18 protein-coding genes and 2 tRNA genes are annotated in these 17,882 nt (G+C 33.1%); 14 read left to right on the forward strand and 6 right to left on the reverse strand.

Annotated features, from left to right (window positions below; all coding sequences use genetic code 11):
* Positions 1 to 153 precede the first annotated feature (153 nt).
* The 3 genes from GYY69_RS09265 to recO all read right to left on the reverse strand — a co-directional run bounded on the left by GYY69_RS09265 (position 154) and on the right by recO (position 2,461).
* Positions 154 to 1,226 (reverse strand): IS3 family transposase gene (locus GYY69_RS09265; RefSeq protein ID WP_446718896.1). Its coding sequence is split into 2 segments (ribosomal slippage): positions 154 to 980 and positions 980 to 1,226, totalling 1,074 coding nucleotides; the frame shifts between segments, so codons are not numbered across the junction.
* A gap of 229 nt (positions 1,227 to 1,455) precedes the next feature.
* A complete protein-coding gene (locus GYY69_RS09270; RefSeq protein ID WP_174797413.1) occupies positions 1,456 to 1,641 on the reverse strand; it encodes a hypothetical protein in 186 nt (61 codons plus the stop codon).
* 127 nt (positions 1,642 to 1,768) lie between these two features.
* Complete coding sequence (recO, locus tag GYY69_RS09275; protein WP_174797414.1) at positions 1,769 to 2,461, reverse strand: DNA repair protein RecO; 693 nt, start codon at positions 2,459 to 2,461, stop codon at positions 1,769 to 1,771.
* Between the two features lie 147 nt (positions 2,462 to 2,608).
* Between recO and GYY69_RS09280 the strand changes: the two genes are divergently transcribed.
* The 14 genes from GYY69_RS09280 (at position 2,609) to GYY69_RS09345 (ending at position 14,718) form a co-directional block, all read left to right on the forward strand.
* A complete protein-coding gene (locus GYY69_RS09280) occupies positions 2,609 to 4,240 on the forward strand; it encodes a Na+/H+ antiporter (RefSeq protein WP_174797415.1) in 1,632 nt (543 codons plus the stop codon).
* Positions 4,241 to 4,261: 21 nt separating this feature from the next.
* Positions 4,262 to 4,747, forward strand: a complete 486-nt coding sequence (gene ubiT, locus GYY69_RS09285) for a ubiquinone anaerobic biosynthesis accessory factor UbiT (protein WP_174797472.1) — start codon at positions 4,262 to 4,264, stop codon at positions 4,745 to 4,747.
* Between the two features lie 546 nt (positions 4,748 to 5,293).
* A complete protein-coding gene (sbcB, locus tag GYY69_RS09290; protein ID WP_174797416.1) occupies positions 5,294 to 6,739 on the forward strand; it encodes an exodeoxyribonuclease I in 1,446 nt (481 codons plus the stop codon).
* Positions 6,740 to 6,833: 94 nt separating this feature from the next.
* Positions 6,834 to 7,274, forward strand: a complete 441-nt coding sequence (locus GYY69_RS09295; protein ID WP_238786549.1) for a CidA/LrgA family protein — start codon at positions 6,834 to 6,836, stop codon at positions 7,272 to 7,274.
* Complete coding sequence (locus tag GYY69_RS09300; protein WP_174797418.1) at positions 7,271 to 7,960, forward strand: CidB/LrgB family autolysis modulator; 690 nt, start codon at positions 7,271 to 7,273, stop codon at positions 7,958 to 7,960. Before GYY69_RS09295 ends, GYY69_RS09300 begins: the two co-directional genes overlap by 4 nt.
* A 1-nt stretch (position 7,961) precedes the next feature.
* Complete coding sequence (locus GYY69_RS09305; protein ID WP_174797419.1) at positions 7,962 to 8,609, forward strand: ElyC/SanA/YdcF family protein; 648 nt, start codon at positions 7,962 to 7,964, stop codon at positions 8,607 to 8,609.
* A gap of 161 nt (positions 8,610 to 8,770) precedes the next feature.
* The gene (artP, locus tag GYY69_RS09310) at positions 8,771 to 9,499 is read left to right on the forward strand and encodes an arginine ABC transporter ATP-binding protein ArtP (protein WP_174797420.1); all 729 of its coding nucleotides are present in this window, start codon (positions 8,771 to 8,773) and stop codon (positions 9,497 to 9,499) included.
* Between the two features lie 23 nt (positions 9,500 to 9,522).
* Entirely contained in the window at positions 9,523 to 10,257 is a 735-nt protein-coding gene (locus GYY69_RS09315; protein WP_174797421.1) for a transporter substrate-binding domain-containing protein, read from the forward strand.
* A 131-nt stretch (positions 10,258 to 10,388) separates the two neighbouring features.
* A complete protein-coding gene (gene artQ / locus GYY69_RS09320; RefSeq protein ID WP_174797473.1) occupies positions 10,389 to 11,117 on the forward strand; it encodes an arginine ABC transporter permease ArtQ in 729 nt (242 codons plus the stop codon).
* Between the two features lie 12 nt (positions 11,118 to 11,129).
* Positions 11,130 to 11,807: an arginine ABC transporter permease ArtM gene (gene artM, locus GYY69_RS09325; protein WP_174797422.1), complete on the forward strand. Its 678-nt coding sequence runs from the start codon at positions 11,130 to 11,132 to the stop codon at positions 11,805 to 11,807.
* A 1-nt stretch (position 11,808) separates the two neighbouring features.
* Positions 11,809 to 13,644: an excinuclease ABC subunit UvrC gene (uvrC, locus tag GYY69_RS09330; RefSeq protein WP_174797423.1), complete on the forward strand. Its 1,836-nt coding sequence runs from the start codon at positions 11,809 to 11,811 to the stop codon at positions 13,642 to 13,644.
* A gap of 109 nt (positions 13,645 to 13,753) precedes the next feature.
* Positions 13,754 to 14,308, forward strand: coding sequence for a CDP-diacylglycerol--glycerol-3-phosphate 3-phosphatidyltransferase (pgsA, locus tag GYY69_RS09335; protein ID WP_174786729.1), 555 nt, complete (start codon positions 13,754 to 13,756; stop codon positions 14,306 to 14,308).
* Positions 14,309 to 14,542: 234 nt separating this feature from the next.
* Positions 14,543 to 14,630 (forward strand) — tRNA-Leu (locus tag GYY69_RS09340).
* A gap of 12 nt (positions 14,631 to 14,642) precedes the next feature.
* Positions 14,643 to 14,718 (forward strand) — tRNA-Gly (locus GYY69_RS09345).
* A gap of 219 nt (positions 14,719 to 14,937) precedes the next feature.
* On the opposite strand, the gene GYY69_RS13145 is transcribed toward GYY69_RS09345, so the two are convergent.
* The 3 genes from GYY69_RS13145 to GYY69_RS09355 all read right to left on the reverse strand — a co-directional run bounded on the left by GYY69_RS13145 (position 14,938) and on the right by GYY69_RS09355 (position 17,231).
* A complete protein-coding gene (locus tag GYY69_RS13145; RefSeq protein WP_446718897.1) occupies positions 14,938 to 15,045 on the reverse strand; it encodes a hypothetical protein in 108 nt (35 codons plus the stop codon).
* 401 nt (positions 15,046 to 15,446) lie between these two features.
* Positions 15,447 to 15,905 (reverse strand): hypothetical protein, encoded by a 459-nt coding sequence (locus GYY69_RS09350; protein ID WP_174797424.1) that lies wholly within the window; start codon positions 15,903 to 15,905, stop codon positions 15,447 to 15,449.
* A 342-nt stretch (positions 15,906 to 16,247) separates the two neighbouring features.
* Entirely contained in the window at positions 16,248 to 17,231 is a 984-nt protein-coding gene (locus GYY69_RS09355) for an AEC family transporter (RefSeq protein ID WP_065637570.1), read from the reverse strand.
* Positions 17,232 to 17,882: the final 651 nt, after the last annotated feature.

Genomic DNA, 17,882 nt, shown 5'->3' on the forward strand with positions numbered 1-17,882 from the left:
ATATTTACTCATCATGCTACATCTTTATAAATGTCTGTATTACTTTCTCGTCTTTTCCATATGTTTGTTGGTAAATAGAGTTCGTGAATTTTTGATTAATGCGAGGGTTAATATGTAAATACTCCAAACTTAGTACAAGATTCAAGTAGAAAATCATGCTACTTGTTTTAGTGTTTTATACTCAATCGGTGTCATGTTATTTAATGCCTCATGCGGTCTTTCGGTATTATAAATCGTTAACCATTCTTCGGTTATTCTCCTTGCTTGTGCTAAGTTGTTAAAAAGATATAAATCGAGTACTTCAGTACGATAGGTACGATTAAATCGTTCAATATAGCCATTTTGATAAGGGCTACCGGGCTCTATATAATCAATGGCTATATCATGGGATTTAGCCCAGTTTATAAAGGTTTTTCCTGTAAATTCTGGTCCATTATCGACTCGTATTTTTAATGGATAGCCATGATATTTGGCCAGTTTATCTAAGTAACGGGTAATTCTCCCTGCCGGTAAGCTTACTGCAATATCAATGCCTAGCGCCTCACGATTAAAGTCATCGATGACATTGAATGTCCTAAAGCGACGTTGATTACCACTACTGTCACTCATAAAATCCATTGACCAACATTCACCTTGTTTATTGGGTACTAATAACCTTTCCGGGCTTCGTGGAGGAATGCGTTGTTTACGCTTTACCCTCAGATTAAGCTTTAATTCACAATACACCCGTTTATGATTCCATTTATAGCCGAGCTTTCTGATACGATTAAAACATTTGGGAAAGCCCCAGCGTAAATGCCGGTCTGTGATAGCATTCAACACCGAAACAATCACCGAATCATCCAGTAACTTAGGTTGATAATAGTAAGCACAACGGCTTAAGCCAACAATGGCACAACTCATAGCAATAGTAACAGAATGATTTTGTTGTAGTTGCTGTGCCCACGTTTTACGTGCCTTTGTGGGCACTAAAGCTTTTTTATGATTTCTTCCTGAAGCTGGGATTTTAAGCTCAGTTCGGCAAACATCTGTTTAAGCTTACGGTTTTCAGCCTCCAGCTCCTTTAAGCGTTTGATGTCCGAAGTTTCCATTCCGCCGTATTTTTCCCGCCATTTATAGAAAGTTGAATTCCCCATGCCATATTTACGACAGAGCTCCTTGACAGGAATACCGGCTTCAGCTTCTTTTAAAATAGCGACGATTTGATGTTCAGTCATTTTTTTCATAACTAAATCCCCTTTACTTTTATCATAGAGAATTTTCTACTTTTTTGCTGTACTATTTTAGGGGATAGTTATAAATAAGGTTCTAACCAATAGATACTACCAATTCTGAATTAATTACGAAACGGTATAGAATCCTGAATATTTTTTACAAAAATATAGTCATAAAATATGAATAGTAGTGTAAATGCAAATGCTCCATCGTGAGCACAAAACTGACGTAGAAAATAACTCAACCTGTTTTGACAATGCCATAAAAGATGGTTTTATAACGTTCCTTCTTACGGGTACGAGGGCGAATAACTTCAATCTGACTTTCTTTAGCGCATGATAAGTTATAAATAGTCGGACGACTGACCACAAAGTGTTTTGTCAATCGGTAACGGTTATTTTTCTTTATGATAGAGACCCATATCATTCACCTTTGATACGGCGATGTATATTCATTACAATTTTTTTAAATTACAGTAAACAACGCGAGTAATTCCTACGCCAAGATACAAATTATCAAAATAAGCATGGGTTACTGACAAATATCAGTAAGATTAGATTTTTAAAAATAGCTCTCTACTTTTAAATGGTTTTGATCCTACATAAGGTTTTAACGCCATTCTGGTAAACCGTTTAGCCGCTTTTAACGTACAGTCATTATTAAATTGACGTTTTCCCAAAGCTAAAACTTGCTCCCCTGTAAAGCTTGTACTATTTTGTAATAAACTACTAATAAAACCTTTTTCGCTTTGGTATTGATAATGCATCGATTTAACAATATCATCACCAGTTACACAGCAATGAAAATAATCAATGTGATACCCTAAATTTTCTAATAACGATAATTCAAAAGCTCGCAGCACATTTTCAGCAGGAATTTGTTGGGCTAATTGTTGCAAGCTTGCTAAATAATCATCAAAAAGAGTTGGCATTTCTGTTTCTGCAACTAAAACTCGATGTAATAGCTCATTTAAATAAAATGCGCTATATAAGAAAACAGATACTAACGGTAATGCCAGCGACATAGCTTCAACTTGCCGCAATGTTTTTATTTCACCTTGACCTGAATATTGTACAATGAGCGGAGTAAAAGGTTGCAACATGCCTTTCAATGCTGAACTTTTTCTCCTAGCCCCTTTGGCTAACACCGTTATTTTTCCGACATTTTCAACGAATAAATCAACTAATAAACTACTTTCAGTGTAAAAACGAGTATGTAGTATAAATGCTCTTTGCCAACCTTTCATTAAAATGCCTTTAAATTATATTTTTGATTAATAATTACACACAAAACAAAAAGAAATAAATTTTTCAAATTTTCACCTGAAATCTAGCTCAAATTCCGCTATAATCAATACAAACAATAGGATTATAGGATAAATAAAAGAGAAGCTATGGATCTTTTTTCAATAATTTTGCTACTAGTATTAATTGTATCACTTTCTGGTGTCGTTATTAAAATGTTACCAATACAAATTCCATTGCCACTAATGCAAATATTGTTAGGTTGTATACTGGCTGCCTTTGGTGTTTATGTAAAATTCGACCCAGAATTATTTCTTGTTTTATTCATTCCACCATTACTGTTTGCTGATGGGCGTAAAACATCGGTAAAAGACTTTGTGCACAATGTCAGAGAAATTGTTGGACTAGCGCTAGTTTTAGTTGTAATAACAATTGTCGCTGTTGGTTATTTACTTTATTGGATGTTACCAAAAGGAGTTGAATTAGCAGCAACATTTGCACTAGCTGCAGTTTTATCGCCAACAGATGCTGTAGCATTAAGTGGAATTGTGGGAAAAGGACGCATTGAAAAAGAGAAAATGGAGATCATCGAAGGTGAAGCATTGATGAATGATGCTTCAGGTTTGGTATCTTTAAAATTTGCTATTGCTATTGCAGTTGGTGATGCAGTATTTAACATCTTTGATGTGAGTATGCAATTTTTTATAGTTGCGCTTGGTGGCTTGGCTATTGGCGTTTTATTTACTTGGCTATATGCACGTATTTTACGTAAAATAAATCAGCTGACTCACAATGACCCTGCAATTCAAATTGTATTATTATTCTTACTCCCATTTGCCGCTTACATTATTGCCGAGGAATGTCATTGTTCTGGTATTTTAGCAGCAGTAAGTGCAGGTATGACAGTTAATCATTCTGGTATGATGCGAAATGCACCATTAACTGCGCGTTTGCAATCAGATAGCACATGGTCAATGCTAACATTCGTTTTTAATGGATTCGTATTCGTTTTATTAGGTATTCAGTTACCAAGCATTTTGAACAATACTTTCGCCGAAAACCAGATTGATACCTCAATTGAAGTATGGCAATTATGTTTAATTGTTTTATTTGTTTTTGCGGTATTAATGGGAACGCGATTCGCCTGGTTGTGGTCAATGAAACATCTACCAGCTATGCCATTTGGCACAAAACGCCCTCTTGCATTTAGAGAATACTCAACAAGAGATCTTTTAATTTCGACATTTGCTGGTGTTAGAGGAGCGATTACTCTAGCTGGTGTGTTATCTATTCCAATGACAATTGGTGGTCGTTATCAACTTGTTTTTATTGCAACAGGTATAATTTTAATTTCATTGATTGCAGCAGTTATCATATTACCTATTTTGTTACGAGGTAGTGTTATTTTAGATAATTCAGAACAAGCTAATGAAATTTTAACTGTAAAGGGTCATATGGCAGAAGAAGCAATTGTTAGCTTGGAAAAAATGCAAAACAATTTGCTACAAGAAACAACTGAAGATAGTATGGATCAAGAAATAATACATGAAGTCGGTTCACGTGTTATTGGATCATTAAGACGTCGAACAGGTCTTAAAGGTTTAGAGAAAAAAGCACTTGAAGCAGAAAACCTAGAAAGACGCATGCGTCTGGTTGCAATTGGCGCAGAACGGACAGCTTTGTTACAAATGAAAATTCGTAACGAAGTAAGCGAAGAAGTTTTTGAACATTTAAATACCGACTTAGACATTTATGAAAAAATGATTTCTGGGGAAGCATAAATGATTGGAGCAAAAAGCCAAATTCTAAACAAGATTCATTCACAGTTTGTCAATAATGGGCCCCATATTTTGGGGCTTACCTTACGATGCATTCCTTTTAATGTCAAAAAGCAAGCCATAGAACAATTATTACAGCTACAATTTGAACATTCCCTAGAAGATGGCGATCTTGATTTTTTAGAAAATCGTTGGCTTAAAATAGAAGTTACTGATTTAGGGCTTATCTGGTTTGTAAGTTTGATCGAAAATAAATTAGTTGTAAGCCGAGAAGAAATTGCTGATGTGAGCTTTATCGGTAATGCTAATGATTTAATTATGATAGCGACTAGACGTCAAGATCCCGATACCCTATTCTTCCAGCGTCGCTTGATTGTTGAAGGTGACACTGAATTAGGACTATATGTTAAAAATTTAATGGATTCTATTGAGTTAGAAGCTATGCCAAAATTTTTAAGACTAACACTTGAAAAATTAGCAAATATTATTGAAAGTGCGCCAGCTCATTAATTCACATGTTAACATAACGTGACGGATAATATATTAGTTTATTGCTGATTTATTATCTAAGAATACTTCTGACTGGTTGAAGATTAATTTTTTTCATTTACTTAAAAGTGACCGTGTCGCGTTTTAAGGTGTTTTGTTAATAGATACATTTGAGAATTAATTATACAAGTTATTCTATATAACAAATTGTAAAAACACAGTTAATTGGTATATTGTCGTGGTTTTATTTCACAGTGTTGATACATATTTTTTCCTCTACATTTGTGGAGGTTTTTTCATTCTATCTGAAAGAAATCCAAACGCAATTGTTCCTTTTTGTGATATTCTTACATATTAATCGTCTATTAATTATGATAAACCTGTAGAAAATATTATCTAATATGGATTTTAATTTTGTATCACTTAGTTCCATCTATTTTCTACACTCTGTTCCCACTTGCAAGTGAATGAATAAAAAATATTTAAATAATTAAAAAATTAGCAAAAAATAATTGTAGTCAATTGGATTTCAATAAATAAGAGAACAATTACGAGCAAAGTTACACAATGAAAAACGACCAAGAACAGTCTACTTTTTACTTTCATGATTATGAAACTTTTGGAACTCATCCAGCATTAGATCGTCCCGCACAATTTGCTGGAGTTCGAACTGATAAGGATTTTAATATTATTGAAGAACCTCTAGTTATATATTGTCATCAATCCCCAGATTATCTACCCAATCCTGAAGCCGTATTAATAACGGGAATTACCCCTCAAGAAGCTAATCAAAAAGGTGTTTGTGAAGCAGAATTTACTCGCCTAATTCATCAAGCTTTTAGTGAACCGAATACATGTATTCTTGGCTATAACAATATTCGTTTTGATGATGAAGTTACTCGTAATATTTTATATCGTAATTTTTATGATCCTTACGCCTATAGTTGGAAAAATGGAAATTCCAGATGGGATCTGCTTGATGTAGTGCGAGCTTGTTATGCACTAAGACCAGAAGGAATTAATTGGCCAACAAATGATACAGGCTTACCAAGTTTTCGTTTGGAGCATTTAACAAAAGTGAACAATATTAAGCATGAACATGCACATGATGCGATGTCTGATGTTTATGCGACTATTGCAATGGCTAAATTAATAAAAGCAAAGCAGCCTAAATTATTTGATTATTTTTTCCAATTACGTAAAAAAAATAGAGTTGCTGAACTTATTGATGTGGTTAATATCACGCCACTAGTTCACGTATCGGGCATGTTAGGTAGTCACCGTGGAAATCTATCTGTAGTTGCACCTATAACTTGGCATCCGGTACAAAATAATGCCGCTATTATTTGTGATTTAACTGGAGATATTGATCTCTTAATTGAACTACCAGTCGAGCAAATAAAAGAAAAATTGTACACAAAAACTGAAGATCTCCAACTGGGCGAAGCACGAATACCTTTAAAATTGGTTCATACTAATAAATGCCCTATTATTGCACCATTAAAAACTTTATTACCTGAAAACGCCGAACGGTTTAACATTGATATAAAACAATGCTTAATCAATCAACAAAAACTATTACAAAATCAAAAATTATTACAAGATAAAATGCAGGCGTTATTTAATATCGATGATAATAATCCTATTAATACTATTAATTCTGATGTTGATGCTCAAATTTACGGGAAATTTTTTAATAATCAAGATAAGTTACGCTGTGATACTGTGCGAACAACCCCTGTTCATTTATTAGATAGTTTATCAATAACATTTGATGATCCGCGTTTAGCAACACTATTTTTTCGATACAAAGCACGAAATTATCCACAAACATTGACAGAACATGAACAGATTATCTGGAAAGATTATTGCCGTGATAAACTTCATGTTCAAAAAATCCAAGATTACTTATTAACATTGGAACAATATGCAGAAACTTATATTCAACAGTCAGAGAAACTTGCAATCATTAAACAACTTTATCATTATTGCCATTATTTAGTTGGTAATTAATTTTGACGGGCGTATTATATATGCAAATAAACCTACTTTCACACTAACTATAGGCATAATAATCATAATTTAAAATTAAGATTAAATTTACGTTATGAAACATTTTCTAGCTAAGCACGCCACCATCAAACATCGATTATATTCTTTGTACTATACACTTTTCAGTTATGGTCGAGGATTGGCCATATTAACTCTCTGTCTATCGTGCGGTGATATTATTTCTAAAATATTACCTATAATGATTCCTGGCAGTATTATCGGTTTGTTAATTCTATTCTTCTTACTTGCCTTTCAACTAATTCCCACCTGTTGGATCAAAAATAGCTGTAATCTATTCATGCGTTACATGACATTACTTTTCATTCCTGCTGCAATGGGAATAATGGATAATTATTCACTTTTATTGCAAAATTGGATACCGATAATATTTGGCTGTGTTGGTGGATCATTCATCGTATTACTTGTAACTGCTTTTTTAACGGAACAATGTCATAAGGTCGTGCCAAAAAGAAAAGATGAGGACTATCAACCATGATATTGATGCTACCATTAACGCTTTGTGTTTTTCTCGTTATTCGGAAAATAGCTTTTAAAATAAAAAATCCGTTATTTAACCCTTTAGTGATTTCGGTCATAGTTTTAATTCCAATACTACTCATCACCAACACAAGCTATATACAATACGTTGATAACGTGCAAATCATTAATGATTTATTGCCTTATTCTGTTGTTGCCCTCGCCTATCCTTTATATGAACTTATTCCACAAATTAAAGCACGTTGGAAGTCAATTATGATTATTACTTTTATCGCTTCACTTTCTTCAATGATAACTGGTGTTTGTATTGTATTTTGGCTAGGTGGAAATACTGAAATTGCTGCATCGGTTTTACCGAAATCGGTGACCACAGCTATTGCTGTAACAATTGCGGATAATCAAGGAGGAATACCATCTATCGCTGCACTTTGTGTGATACTAGTTGGTACGCTAGGTGGCATATTTGGGCATCAAATATTGAATTTGGTAAAAATAAAATCAGCACCAGCGAGAGGATTATCAATTGGTGCGATCTCACATGCTGTTGGAACCGCTCGTTGTATCGAAGTTGATTATAATGAAGGTGCATATAGTTCATTATCCTTGGTTTTATGTGGCATCATGACATCATTGACAGCACCATTTTTATTTCCAATAATGGTATTTATTTTTAACTGGTTTTAGCATGAAATTAAAAAAGCTTATTGCTTATATAGCTAGTTTCTGTTTGGTTTCAATAATGGCAATTGCCAGTTTAGATTATTGGATCAGCTATAAAACAGCCCCTTATATTTATCATGATGAAAACCAATTGCCCTATCGAGCAATTGGTGTTGTGCTTGGTACTTCAAAGTATGTTCGAGGTGGTGGCTTAAATGATTTTTACCGTAATCGCATTAATGGAGCAATTGATCTTTATTGGCAAAACAAAGTTGATTATCTATTACTAAGTGGTGATAACGCCCTTTTGAGTTACAACGAACCTATTACTATGAAGAAAGATTTGATAAAAGCAGGTATTCCTAGTAATTCAATTGTTTTAGATTATGCTGGATTCCGAACTTTTGATTCTGTTATTCGAGCCAATAAAGTATTTGATGCAAATGATTTTACGATTATTACTCAAGAGTTTCATTGCGAACGAGCGATTTTTATTGCTCTAGCACAAGATATACAAGCACAATGTTTTGCTGTTCCTTCCCCTAAAAGTATGAAGTTAGTCAGAATTCGTGAAATGTTTGCTCGAGTTGGTGCTTTTATTGATCTTTATGTTCTGAAAAAAGAACCTAAATATCTTGGTCCTATAATTCCCATCCTCTCTAATGCCCAGTAGTCATCCTTAGGGATAAAATTACGTCAAAAAGTTTCAGAAAAGCATACGTTTTAGTATAAAAAGAAAACAAAAAACTAATAGTCTAATAAATTAGATTGCATTATTATGCAAAAAAATGTAATATTTAATCAATTATCGCTTAAAAAAATGTATAACTAACAATGAATATTGAATTAAACCATATTAACTGTTTTTATGGTAAGCACCAGGCCTTAAATGATGTTTCTCTCTGCTATCCGCTTGGTGAGACCATTGTATTACTTGGTCAGAGTGGGGCTGGAAAAAGCTCTTTATTAAAAGTTTTTAATTTACTTGAAATACCGACATCAGGACAGATGACTATTGCCAATTCACATTTTGATTTTTCTAAAAAAATCAGTGAATCAACAATTCGTCATCTTCGTAAAAATGTAGGAATGGTGTTTCAAAACTACAATTTATGGCCACATTTGACGGTGCTAGAAAACTTGATTGAAGCACCTTGCCAAATATTAAAGTTATCTAAAAAAGAAGCTAGCGATAAAGCGATGGCTATTTTAAACAGATTACAAATTGATGATATGGCAAAGCGTTATCCTCTTCATCTTTCGGGCGGTCAACAGCAACGTGTCGCTATTGCTAGAGCATTAATGATGGAACCTCAAATATTATTATTTGATGAGCCAACAGCAGCATTAGATCCAGCGATTACATCACAAATAGCTGAAATTATTAATGAACTTTCTGAAACGGGAATTACACAAATTATTGTTACACATGAAGTCGATTTTGCTCGTAAAGTTGCTTCACAAGTCATTTATATGGAGCACGGTAAGATTATTGAGCAAGGACAACTGGAGTGTTTTGCTCATCCTCAAACTGAAGAGTTTAAAGCTTATTTGTCACATTAATTAAAATAAATTTAGGTGGATATATGAAAAAAACGTTACTAGCCATTTTTCTTGCAGGAACAGCGTTTGTAGCTCAAGCAACAGATACTTTAACAATCGGCACAGAAGCAACTTATGCGCCTTTTGAATTTACTAATGAAAAAAATGAAATCATTGGTTTCGATATTGATGTGATTAATAAAATTTGTGATGAGATAAAAGTCTCATGCAAAATTGTCAATCAATCATTTGATGGCTTAATTCCAAGCTTAAGAACTCGTCGAATTGACGCTGCTATAGCTGGAATTGATATTACGCCAGAACGTCAAAAGCAAGTTGATTTTACCAACATTTATTATGATGATAGCTCAATTCAATTCATTACATTAAAAGATACATTAACTGACCTTCAGCAATTAAAAGGTAAAACTGTTGGCATTCAAAAAGGGACAACTTATCCAAAATATCTGAATGAAAAATTCCCAGATATTAAACAAGTCAGTTACGATAGTTATCAATTTGCTTTTTTAGATTTAAAAGCTAAACGAATTGATGCAATCGTATCAAGCTCAATTGTCGCTGGTGAATGGCTAGGTAAAGATTCTGATATTGTACCATTAAGTGATAAAATCACTGATCATGAATTTTTTGGTGAAGGTTTAGGTATTGCAGTTCGTAAAGGCAATGATCAATTACTAAATCAATTTAACCAAGCTCTGGATAAACTCAAAGCAAATGGTGAATTAGATGCTATTTATAAAAAATGGTTTAATAAATAATTATTAAACAGTAAAACTCGACTTCGCTATGATCTCGCCGCATACTTTGCGGCGAGTTTATTTTTTACTTTAACAACGGTTTTTTTATGTCAGACTTTCTAACAAATGGAACAAACTGGATCCTACCTTTGATGGATGGATATATCTTGCCACTAACGCAAGCTACATCAATTACATTATCATTAGCATTGGTATCGTTAATTATAGGTATGTTTTTTGCCTTTATTTTTACGCTATTAGAATCGGCTCCATTCAAACCAGTTGCATGGTTAATGTCTCTGTTTAATTTAACGATTCGAGCTTTACCTGAACTATTAATTGTCGTCGCCATTTATAATGGGTTACCCTTATTACTCATATTATTAAATGATGGATTTACAATTAATTTTTACTTCGCCTCATTAACAATACAACTCGATATTCAAAATTTTAATATTAACCCTTTTTTATGTGGTGTAGCTGCACTTTCACTATTATATGCAGTCTATGCGTCACAAACGCTTCGCGGTGCATTCAAGGCAATTCCCAACGGACAAAGACAAGCTGCCCAAGTACTTGGACTTAGTAAATCACGCACATTCTTCCGTATTATAATGCCACAAATGTGGCGTCATGCCTTACCTGGATTAAGTAATCAGTGGTTAATTTTGTTAAAAGATACCGCACTGGTTTCGACCATCACAATTAATGATTTAATGATGCAAACTAAAACCATTATTGCTCGAACAAACCAACCTTTTTTATGGTATATCATCGCAATGATTATTTATCTCATTATCTCTATTTTAAGCAAAAAAGTAATATCGCGAATTGAAAAACGTTCAACTTATTTTGAACAACCAACATCAGCAAAAAGTTAATAAGGTCGTATTATGTCTGATAATTTTGTTTATTACCTTAAAATCATACTACAAGGTCTACCTAATACTTTAAGCTTAGGTATTTTGGGAATTCTATCGGCTGGATTACTGGCAATCGTCTTAGCATGTTTATTATCATTAAATTCAAATGTATTAACTAAAGTTATTCGTACTTATATTATTCTATTTACGGGTTCACCACTGCTTGTCCAACTATTTTTAATTTATTACGGACCTTCGCAATTTAGTGATACGTTAAGTAAAATGCCTGTCCTTTATGAACTTATTTCATCATCTTGGTTTTGTGCATACTTAGCCTTAACACTCAATAGTGCAGCTTATACAACACAAATTTTTTATGGTGCACTAAAATCTTTACCTCAAGGACAATGGCAAGCTTGTCAAGCGCTTGGTATGAATAAAAAACAAACATTAAAAGTTATCGTGCCATATGCATTAAAGCGGGCTCTTTCAACTTATTCAAATGAAGTCGTTTTCGTGATTAAAGGCACGGCCTTAGTATCAATGATTCAAGTGATGGATATTATGGGATATAGCAATCAATTAAATGGTGATTACTATGATTTTTCTATTTTTGTGGTTGCAGGGCTAATATACCTCTTGATAAATGGATTACTGAGCACCATTATGAGAGTTATAGAGAAAAAAGCCCTCACATTCGAAAACTAATATGAACCAATTTGATTCAACATCCTTTTTGAAAACAGTCCCACATAAACCGGGAATTTATCAGATGTTTAATGATAAAGAAACGATTATTTATGTGGGCAAAGCCAAAGATCTCAATAATCGCTTAAAAAGCTATTTTAATAGCAGTAAAAAAACACTAAAAACAGATATGCTTGTTAGCCATATCCATCGTGTTGAATTTACGATTACCAATACTGAAACTGAAGCCCTACTACTTGAACAAACATACATCAAAAAACATCAACCACGATATAATGTGCTTTTAAAGGATGACAAAAGCTACCCGTTTATAAAACTAAGCAAAGAGAGGCATCCTCAACTATCCCTTTATCGTGGAGCAATTAATCGTAAAAAAGATGAATTTTTTGGTCCCTACCCTAGTGGTTATGCAGTAAAACAGATATTAACACTATTGCAAAAAACGTTTCCAATAAGACAGTGTTTAAATACAACCTATCGAAATCGAACTCGTCCCTGTCTGCAATATCAAATTAAACGTTGCTTAGGTCCTTGTGTGCCAGGTTTAGTCAGTGATGAAGACTATCTAGAGCAAGTTAACTATGTTAGGTTATTTTTATCCGGTCAATCAGACCAAATACTACAAAAAATAACCGAAGATATGCAAAAAGCCAGTAAAGAGCTCAATTTTGAAAAGGCTGCGGTTTTGCGTGATCAACTACAAGCAATAAAACATATTAATGAAAAGCAAGCTATATATAATAATAATGATAATCTTGATGTCATTGGTTTCCATTATGAATCAGGCTTGGCTTGTATATATGTCTTATTTATTCGAAATGGCCAAACCTTTGGACATCGCTCTTATTTTCCTAAAGTACCATCAAATACCGAACTAGAAGAAGTTATTGAAACCTTCTTGGGACAATTTTATTTGCAAGGCAATCAAAATAGAAATATTCCTAAAAAGATTTTACTTAATTTTTCGTTGTCTGATAAACAACCAATGGAAGAGACACTGTCACTTATTGCTGATCATCAAGTTAAACTGGTTGATGAACCCAAAGGTGATAATCTTAAATTACTCAATATCGCAACCGTGAATGCTCAAACTGGGGTTAAAAATAAACTACTAGCAAACTCAACTATTAAACAACGTTACGATGCATTGAAAGCCTTTTTGGGGATTGACAAAATTAATCGAATGGAATGTTTTGATATCAGCCATTTTATGGGTAAAAATACCATTGCATCTTGTGTCGTTTTTGATGATAAGGGACCGGTTAAATCTGAGTTTCGACGCTACAATATTACCGGAATTACACCTGGTGACGATTATGCAGCAATGGAACAAGTATTAACTCGCCGTTACAGTAAAAAAGAGCTACCAACTGAAAAAGTGCCTGATATTATTTTTATAGATGGCGGTAAAGGACAACTTAACCAAGCTCTACAAGTATTTGAACAATTGGATGTTAATTGGAACAAAAATCACCCTATTTTAATTGGTGTAGCTAAAGGCGCTGAGCGCAAAGAAGGATTAGAAACACTATTTTTTGAAGCTCATGGCACGGGATATTACCTTGATGACCATTCCCCTGCACTATTGCTTATTCAACAAATTAGAAATGCATCACATGATCATGCTATCGTAGGTCAGCGTAAAAAAGGGACAAAGCAACTTACTGACAGTGCATTAGAGCATATTGAAGGTATTGGTGCCAAAAGACGTCAAGCGTTACTCAAACATTTTGGCGGATTAAGAGAGTTAAAAAGTGCCAGTATTGACGAAATAGCTCAAGTGCAAGGTATATCAAAATCATTAGCTGAAAAAATTTATCTAAATTTACAACAATAACACATTGAAAAAATAACATATTTCAGGCAACATAACCATTAAGAAAAGACTGTTTTTTATCAATCTCTAATGCATTGATTAATAAAATAAAAAAAAGAGTTTATGTCACATGAAAATTAATTTTCCAACAGCCTTAACACTATTTCGAGTTATTTTAATCCCTTTTTTTGTGTTGGCATTTTATTTGTTTCCCTATAAATGGTCTGGTTTTTTTTCTGCATTGATTTTTTTAATTGCTGCCGTGACTGATGTATTAGATGGTTATCTTGCCCGTCGCTTAGGTCAAACAACTAAGTTTGGCGCATTTTTAGATCCAGTCGCCGACAAAATCATGGTAACAATTGCACTAGTTTTAATTACCCAATATTACCAAGCATGGTGGATCTCAATTCCAGCAATTATTATCGTTTCGCGCGAAATTATAGTATCGGCCTTACGCGAATGGATGGCTGAAATCGGCAAACGCAACAATGTAGCCGTTTCGTCAATTGGTAAAATCAAAACGATAGCACAAATGACAGCGCTAACTTGGCTACTTTGGCGCCCTTGTGACATTGTTATTTACGCAGGTCTTGCAGCGTTGTTTATTGCAACAGTATTAACGCTATTATCAATGTTACAATATTTATGGATAGCACATAGCGATTTATTAGAAGAAGAATAACTTTTGATTAATATTTCCATCTTAACATCTTTTTATATGAGTAGTTTTGTTCAAAAAGTTCGTATAAACAAAATTACTCATCCCCTTTCAAATTCAAAATACTGCATTCAAAGTGATAATCAGTCAAACATTGAACAATTAAACGATTAATTTAAAATTTTTATTGACTGAAATCATAAGATCGGTAAAATGCACTGCATTCAAAGCGAATTACTTCCTAGTAATCAGTTTTGAGCCCGGGTGGTGAAATCGGTAGACACAAGGGATTTAAAATCCCTCGGCCTTTTTGGCCGTGCGAGTTCAAGTCTCGCCCCGGGCACCACTTCTTATCTATGCGGGAATAGCTCAGTTGGTAGAGCACGACCTTGCCAAGGTCGGGGTCGCGAGTTCGAACCTCGTTTCCCGCTCCAATTCATTAGCTGTTTTTCATATACTGAAGTGTATCCAAACATACCCACAGGACTTAAATTTAATACAATTTTTAGTACACTTTGAGTTCGAGCTAGTACACTTTTATCGTTTTAAACGAACATCTTATTTTATATAATAATTCTGCCTTTTAGTTTGATTTCTAAAGGAGAGTTTTATTATGGCTTTAGCTGAATTAGCCGTTCGTAAGCCAAACCAACTCATGGTTTATCCTCTGTATGATATTCCACTGTAAAAATGACTGGAGGATGCGGTTGTGCCCGAATAGGATTTTGATAGCGATTAATGCCTTGCTTTATCGTATTTATGTCTTACATTAATCTTTTATAATCAAAATAATAACGATGGCGTTCGGTGACAGGTTTACTCACTTGCACGTTAATACGATTTTCAATTATCGTTAACTGCCTTGTAATATCATTACTCAGTTTGTTCTCACTGTGCAAGTGCCACTAACTAGCACTAGCCATAATGCAAATTTTGGGTGTTTTTTTGATTACCATGTGGACATTTCTCATTGTTGAAAAATGCTGTTATGATGATCTTATCGAGGATGATTTAAAAGCTAAATGGGATAAAGAAAATATATTAAGAGTAAACATATTAATGCTTAAATATCTTTACTTTAATTTTGTATATTCATGAAACTATTTATTAGTGAGTATCAAATGCGAAAACTCAATTAAATATGTTAAAGTTCGCTATAAAATTATTTTTTTGCTACTGCTTGAATCCAGAGTTTCTTATTTTTGAAATCAATTTTAACTATATTTTTACTTAGAAAATCAAATCCGATCAATCCATCAGACTGGAACTCAGCAGGAAGGGAGTCCAATATAACAGCTTTGATATTATCATTAGCAACATTATTGACAAATTTATAATCACTTTCATCATCATTTATTTTAATCGTTTTAGGTGACAGGGATTGCTCTTTTATGACTGACATAGTGGCTCCACTATCTAAAATCATTTTATAACCTTTTATACCATCAGACATCTCAATAACTAAACCTTCATCATTGAGATGAAAGGGAATTGGAATCCATTTTTTATCTAAGTCAGCAGAAATATCCGTTTTATCCGATACTATTATTTTACTTTCAGGATAATTAATAGTTAACACATAACCATCAAACAAACCTAGTCCAATTACTAGGTGTTCCATATTTTCATTCTCGTTATTATTAGAGTTATCGCTAGAAAAACTTAATCCCCAACTGTTATATTCTACGACTTCCACACATTTAAAAATAAAGGAATTTAATTTTAAATTATTGATAATAAATGATCTAACCTCTGTAACATTACCAGATAAATCAATACTTCTTATTTTTTGTAAATTTTCAGATTTATTTGGGATTTTATTAATTAAATCTATTGGTGGGTGTGTTTGTTCTGTGGTTGCATTGGTAATTAAAGAAAAGTCGCTTGCAAGCAGCGTATAATGGGTAATAAAAATGCCCTCATTTAAAACTAAACGAGGGCATCAATACCTAGTTTTTATTTATTAAGCAACACCAGGAATGGTGAAATCCATAATAAGTAATAAAGTTGGTAAAATAAAGATAGATAGAACCGTTGATGCAAAGAAAATGCTTGATGCTTGTTCTTGCTCAACATTCCAATTATAAGCCAAAATAACTGCTGTTGATGCCGTTGGCATTGCCAATAGGAATACTAGCTCTTCTGCTTCCATCCCTGTGATACCAAATAGATATACGGCAATAAGTGCAACAATTGGTGTAATAAAACTTTTCAATACAATATTGATCAATAATGGTTTAGATAATTTCAATTTAACGCCATGAATACCAACACCTACCGCAATAAGCGAAATAAAGTTACAGGCATTTGACATAATATCAAAAGTGTTAAATACAAAATGAGGTAACCATTGGGTTCCATCGGTGACACTAACAATTAGCCCTAAAATCACGGCTAAAAACATCGGTTTCATGAGCGAATTTTTTACCGCACTAAAAATCATATCGCCGGTGACTTTACCGCCAGATAATTTAGTATCACAAAGTTCTAATAAAAAGATTGTCATTGGGATCAATGATAATGCGACAACAAAATTAGCAATCGCGACCGAAATGGTAGAAGCTGCCCCAAGCATCAACGTTAAAAAAGGCACCCCCATTCCGCCCATATTTGGAAAACAGCAAAGCATTGCATTCATTGCTGTTGATTTTAACTCTTTATGCAAAATGTATTTATTGGTTAAAAAGCAAATTATCCATAAAAATGACATAGTGCAGAAAAAGGCAATCATCCAAATACCATTAAATATTTGTGATGGTTTGGCATGAGACGTATGCACAAAAAGCAATGCAGGAAAAACAAAGTTTGATACAAGTCCTGATAATAATTTTTTAGAATCTTTTGAAAAAATTCCTTGTTGTACACATAACCAACCAAGAAAAATTAACAAAAAGACCGGAAGACAAGAACTAACAACTTGCCCAACTGCTGACCAGATTAAATTCATTTTTTAAAACTCCTAAAATAATATTACTTGAAATACAAATTCGGTAATGGGTCGGTAACTTTGGACTAGATTTTTTATTTATGACCGAGCAAAAATAAGGGATAACAAAATCGAATATACACTATTAACTACAAAACTATATTTGCAAAACTACATTCCACCTTGTTTAAAACTTGATATAACTTAACGCTATTTTGTTTTTAGCGTATTAAAATAAAGACATTATTAATATAACAACTCTTGGTATATTTAAACGTCAAATATCGTAACTTGGAAAGTATTATACTTATTCTTCTCAACCTTGTGTAAATCAAGAAAGGTCAACTAACTTAAAAACACCAAAAACATTAAAATTTTTTTTGATAAAAATCAACAAACATAAATTTTACCTATAAAAAACAAATATAATTTAAACTAATAAAGCAATTGTCAAATTATGGTAAAAATCAATATGCGATCGAATTAACCTAAATAGTAATTTTTTTATGCGATCTTTTCGGTCATAAAAACATCATCAATATAGATAATAAGTTGACTAATCTATATATTTAATTTACTACTTAAAAATCATGTTACTAGAAACTATATATATGGCAGTGAATAAATAATTCAAGATACTGTGAAATATGTTTTAAATTAATTAATAAAATT

The sequence above is a fragment of the Gilliamella sp. ESL0250 genome, assembly GCF_013345045.1.
Classification (GTDB): Bacteria; Pseudomonadota; Gammaproteobacteria; order Enterobacterales; family Orbaceae; genus Gilliamella; species Gilliamella apicola_H.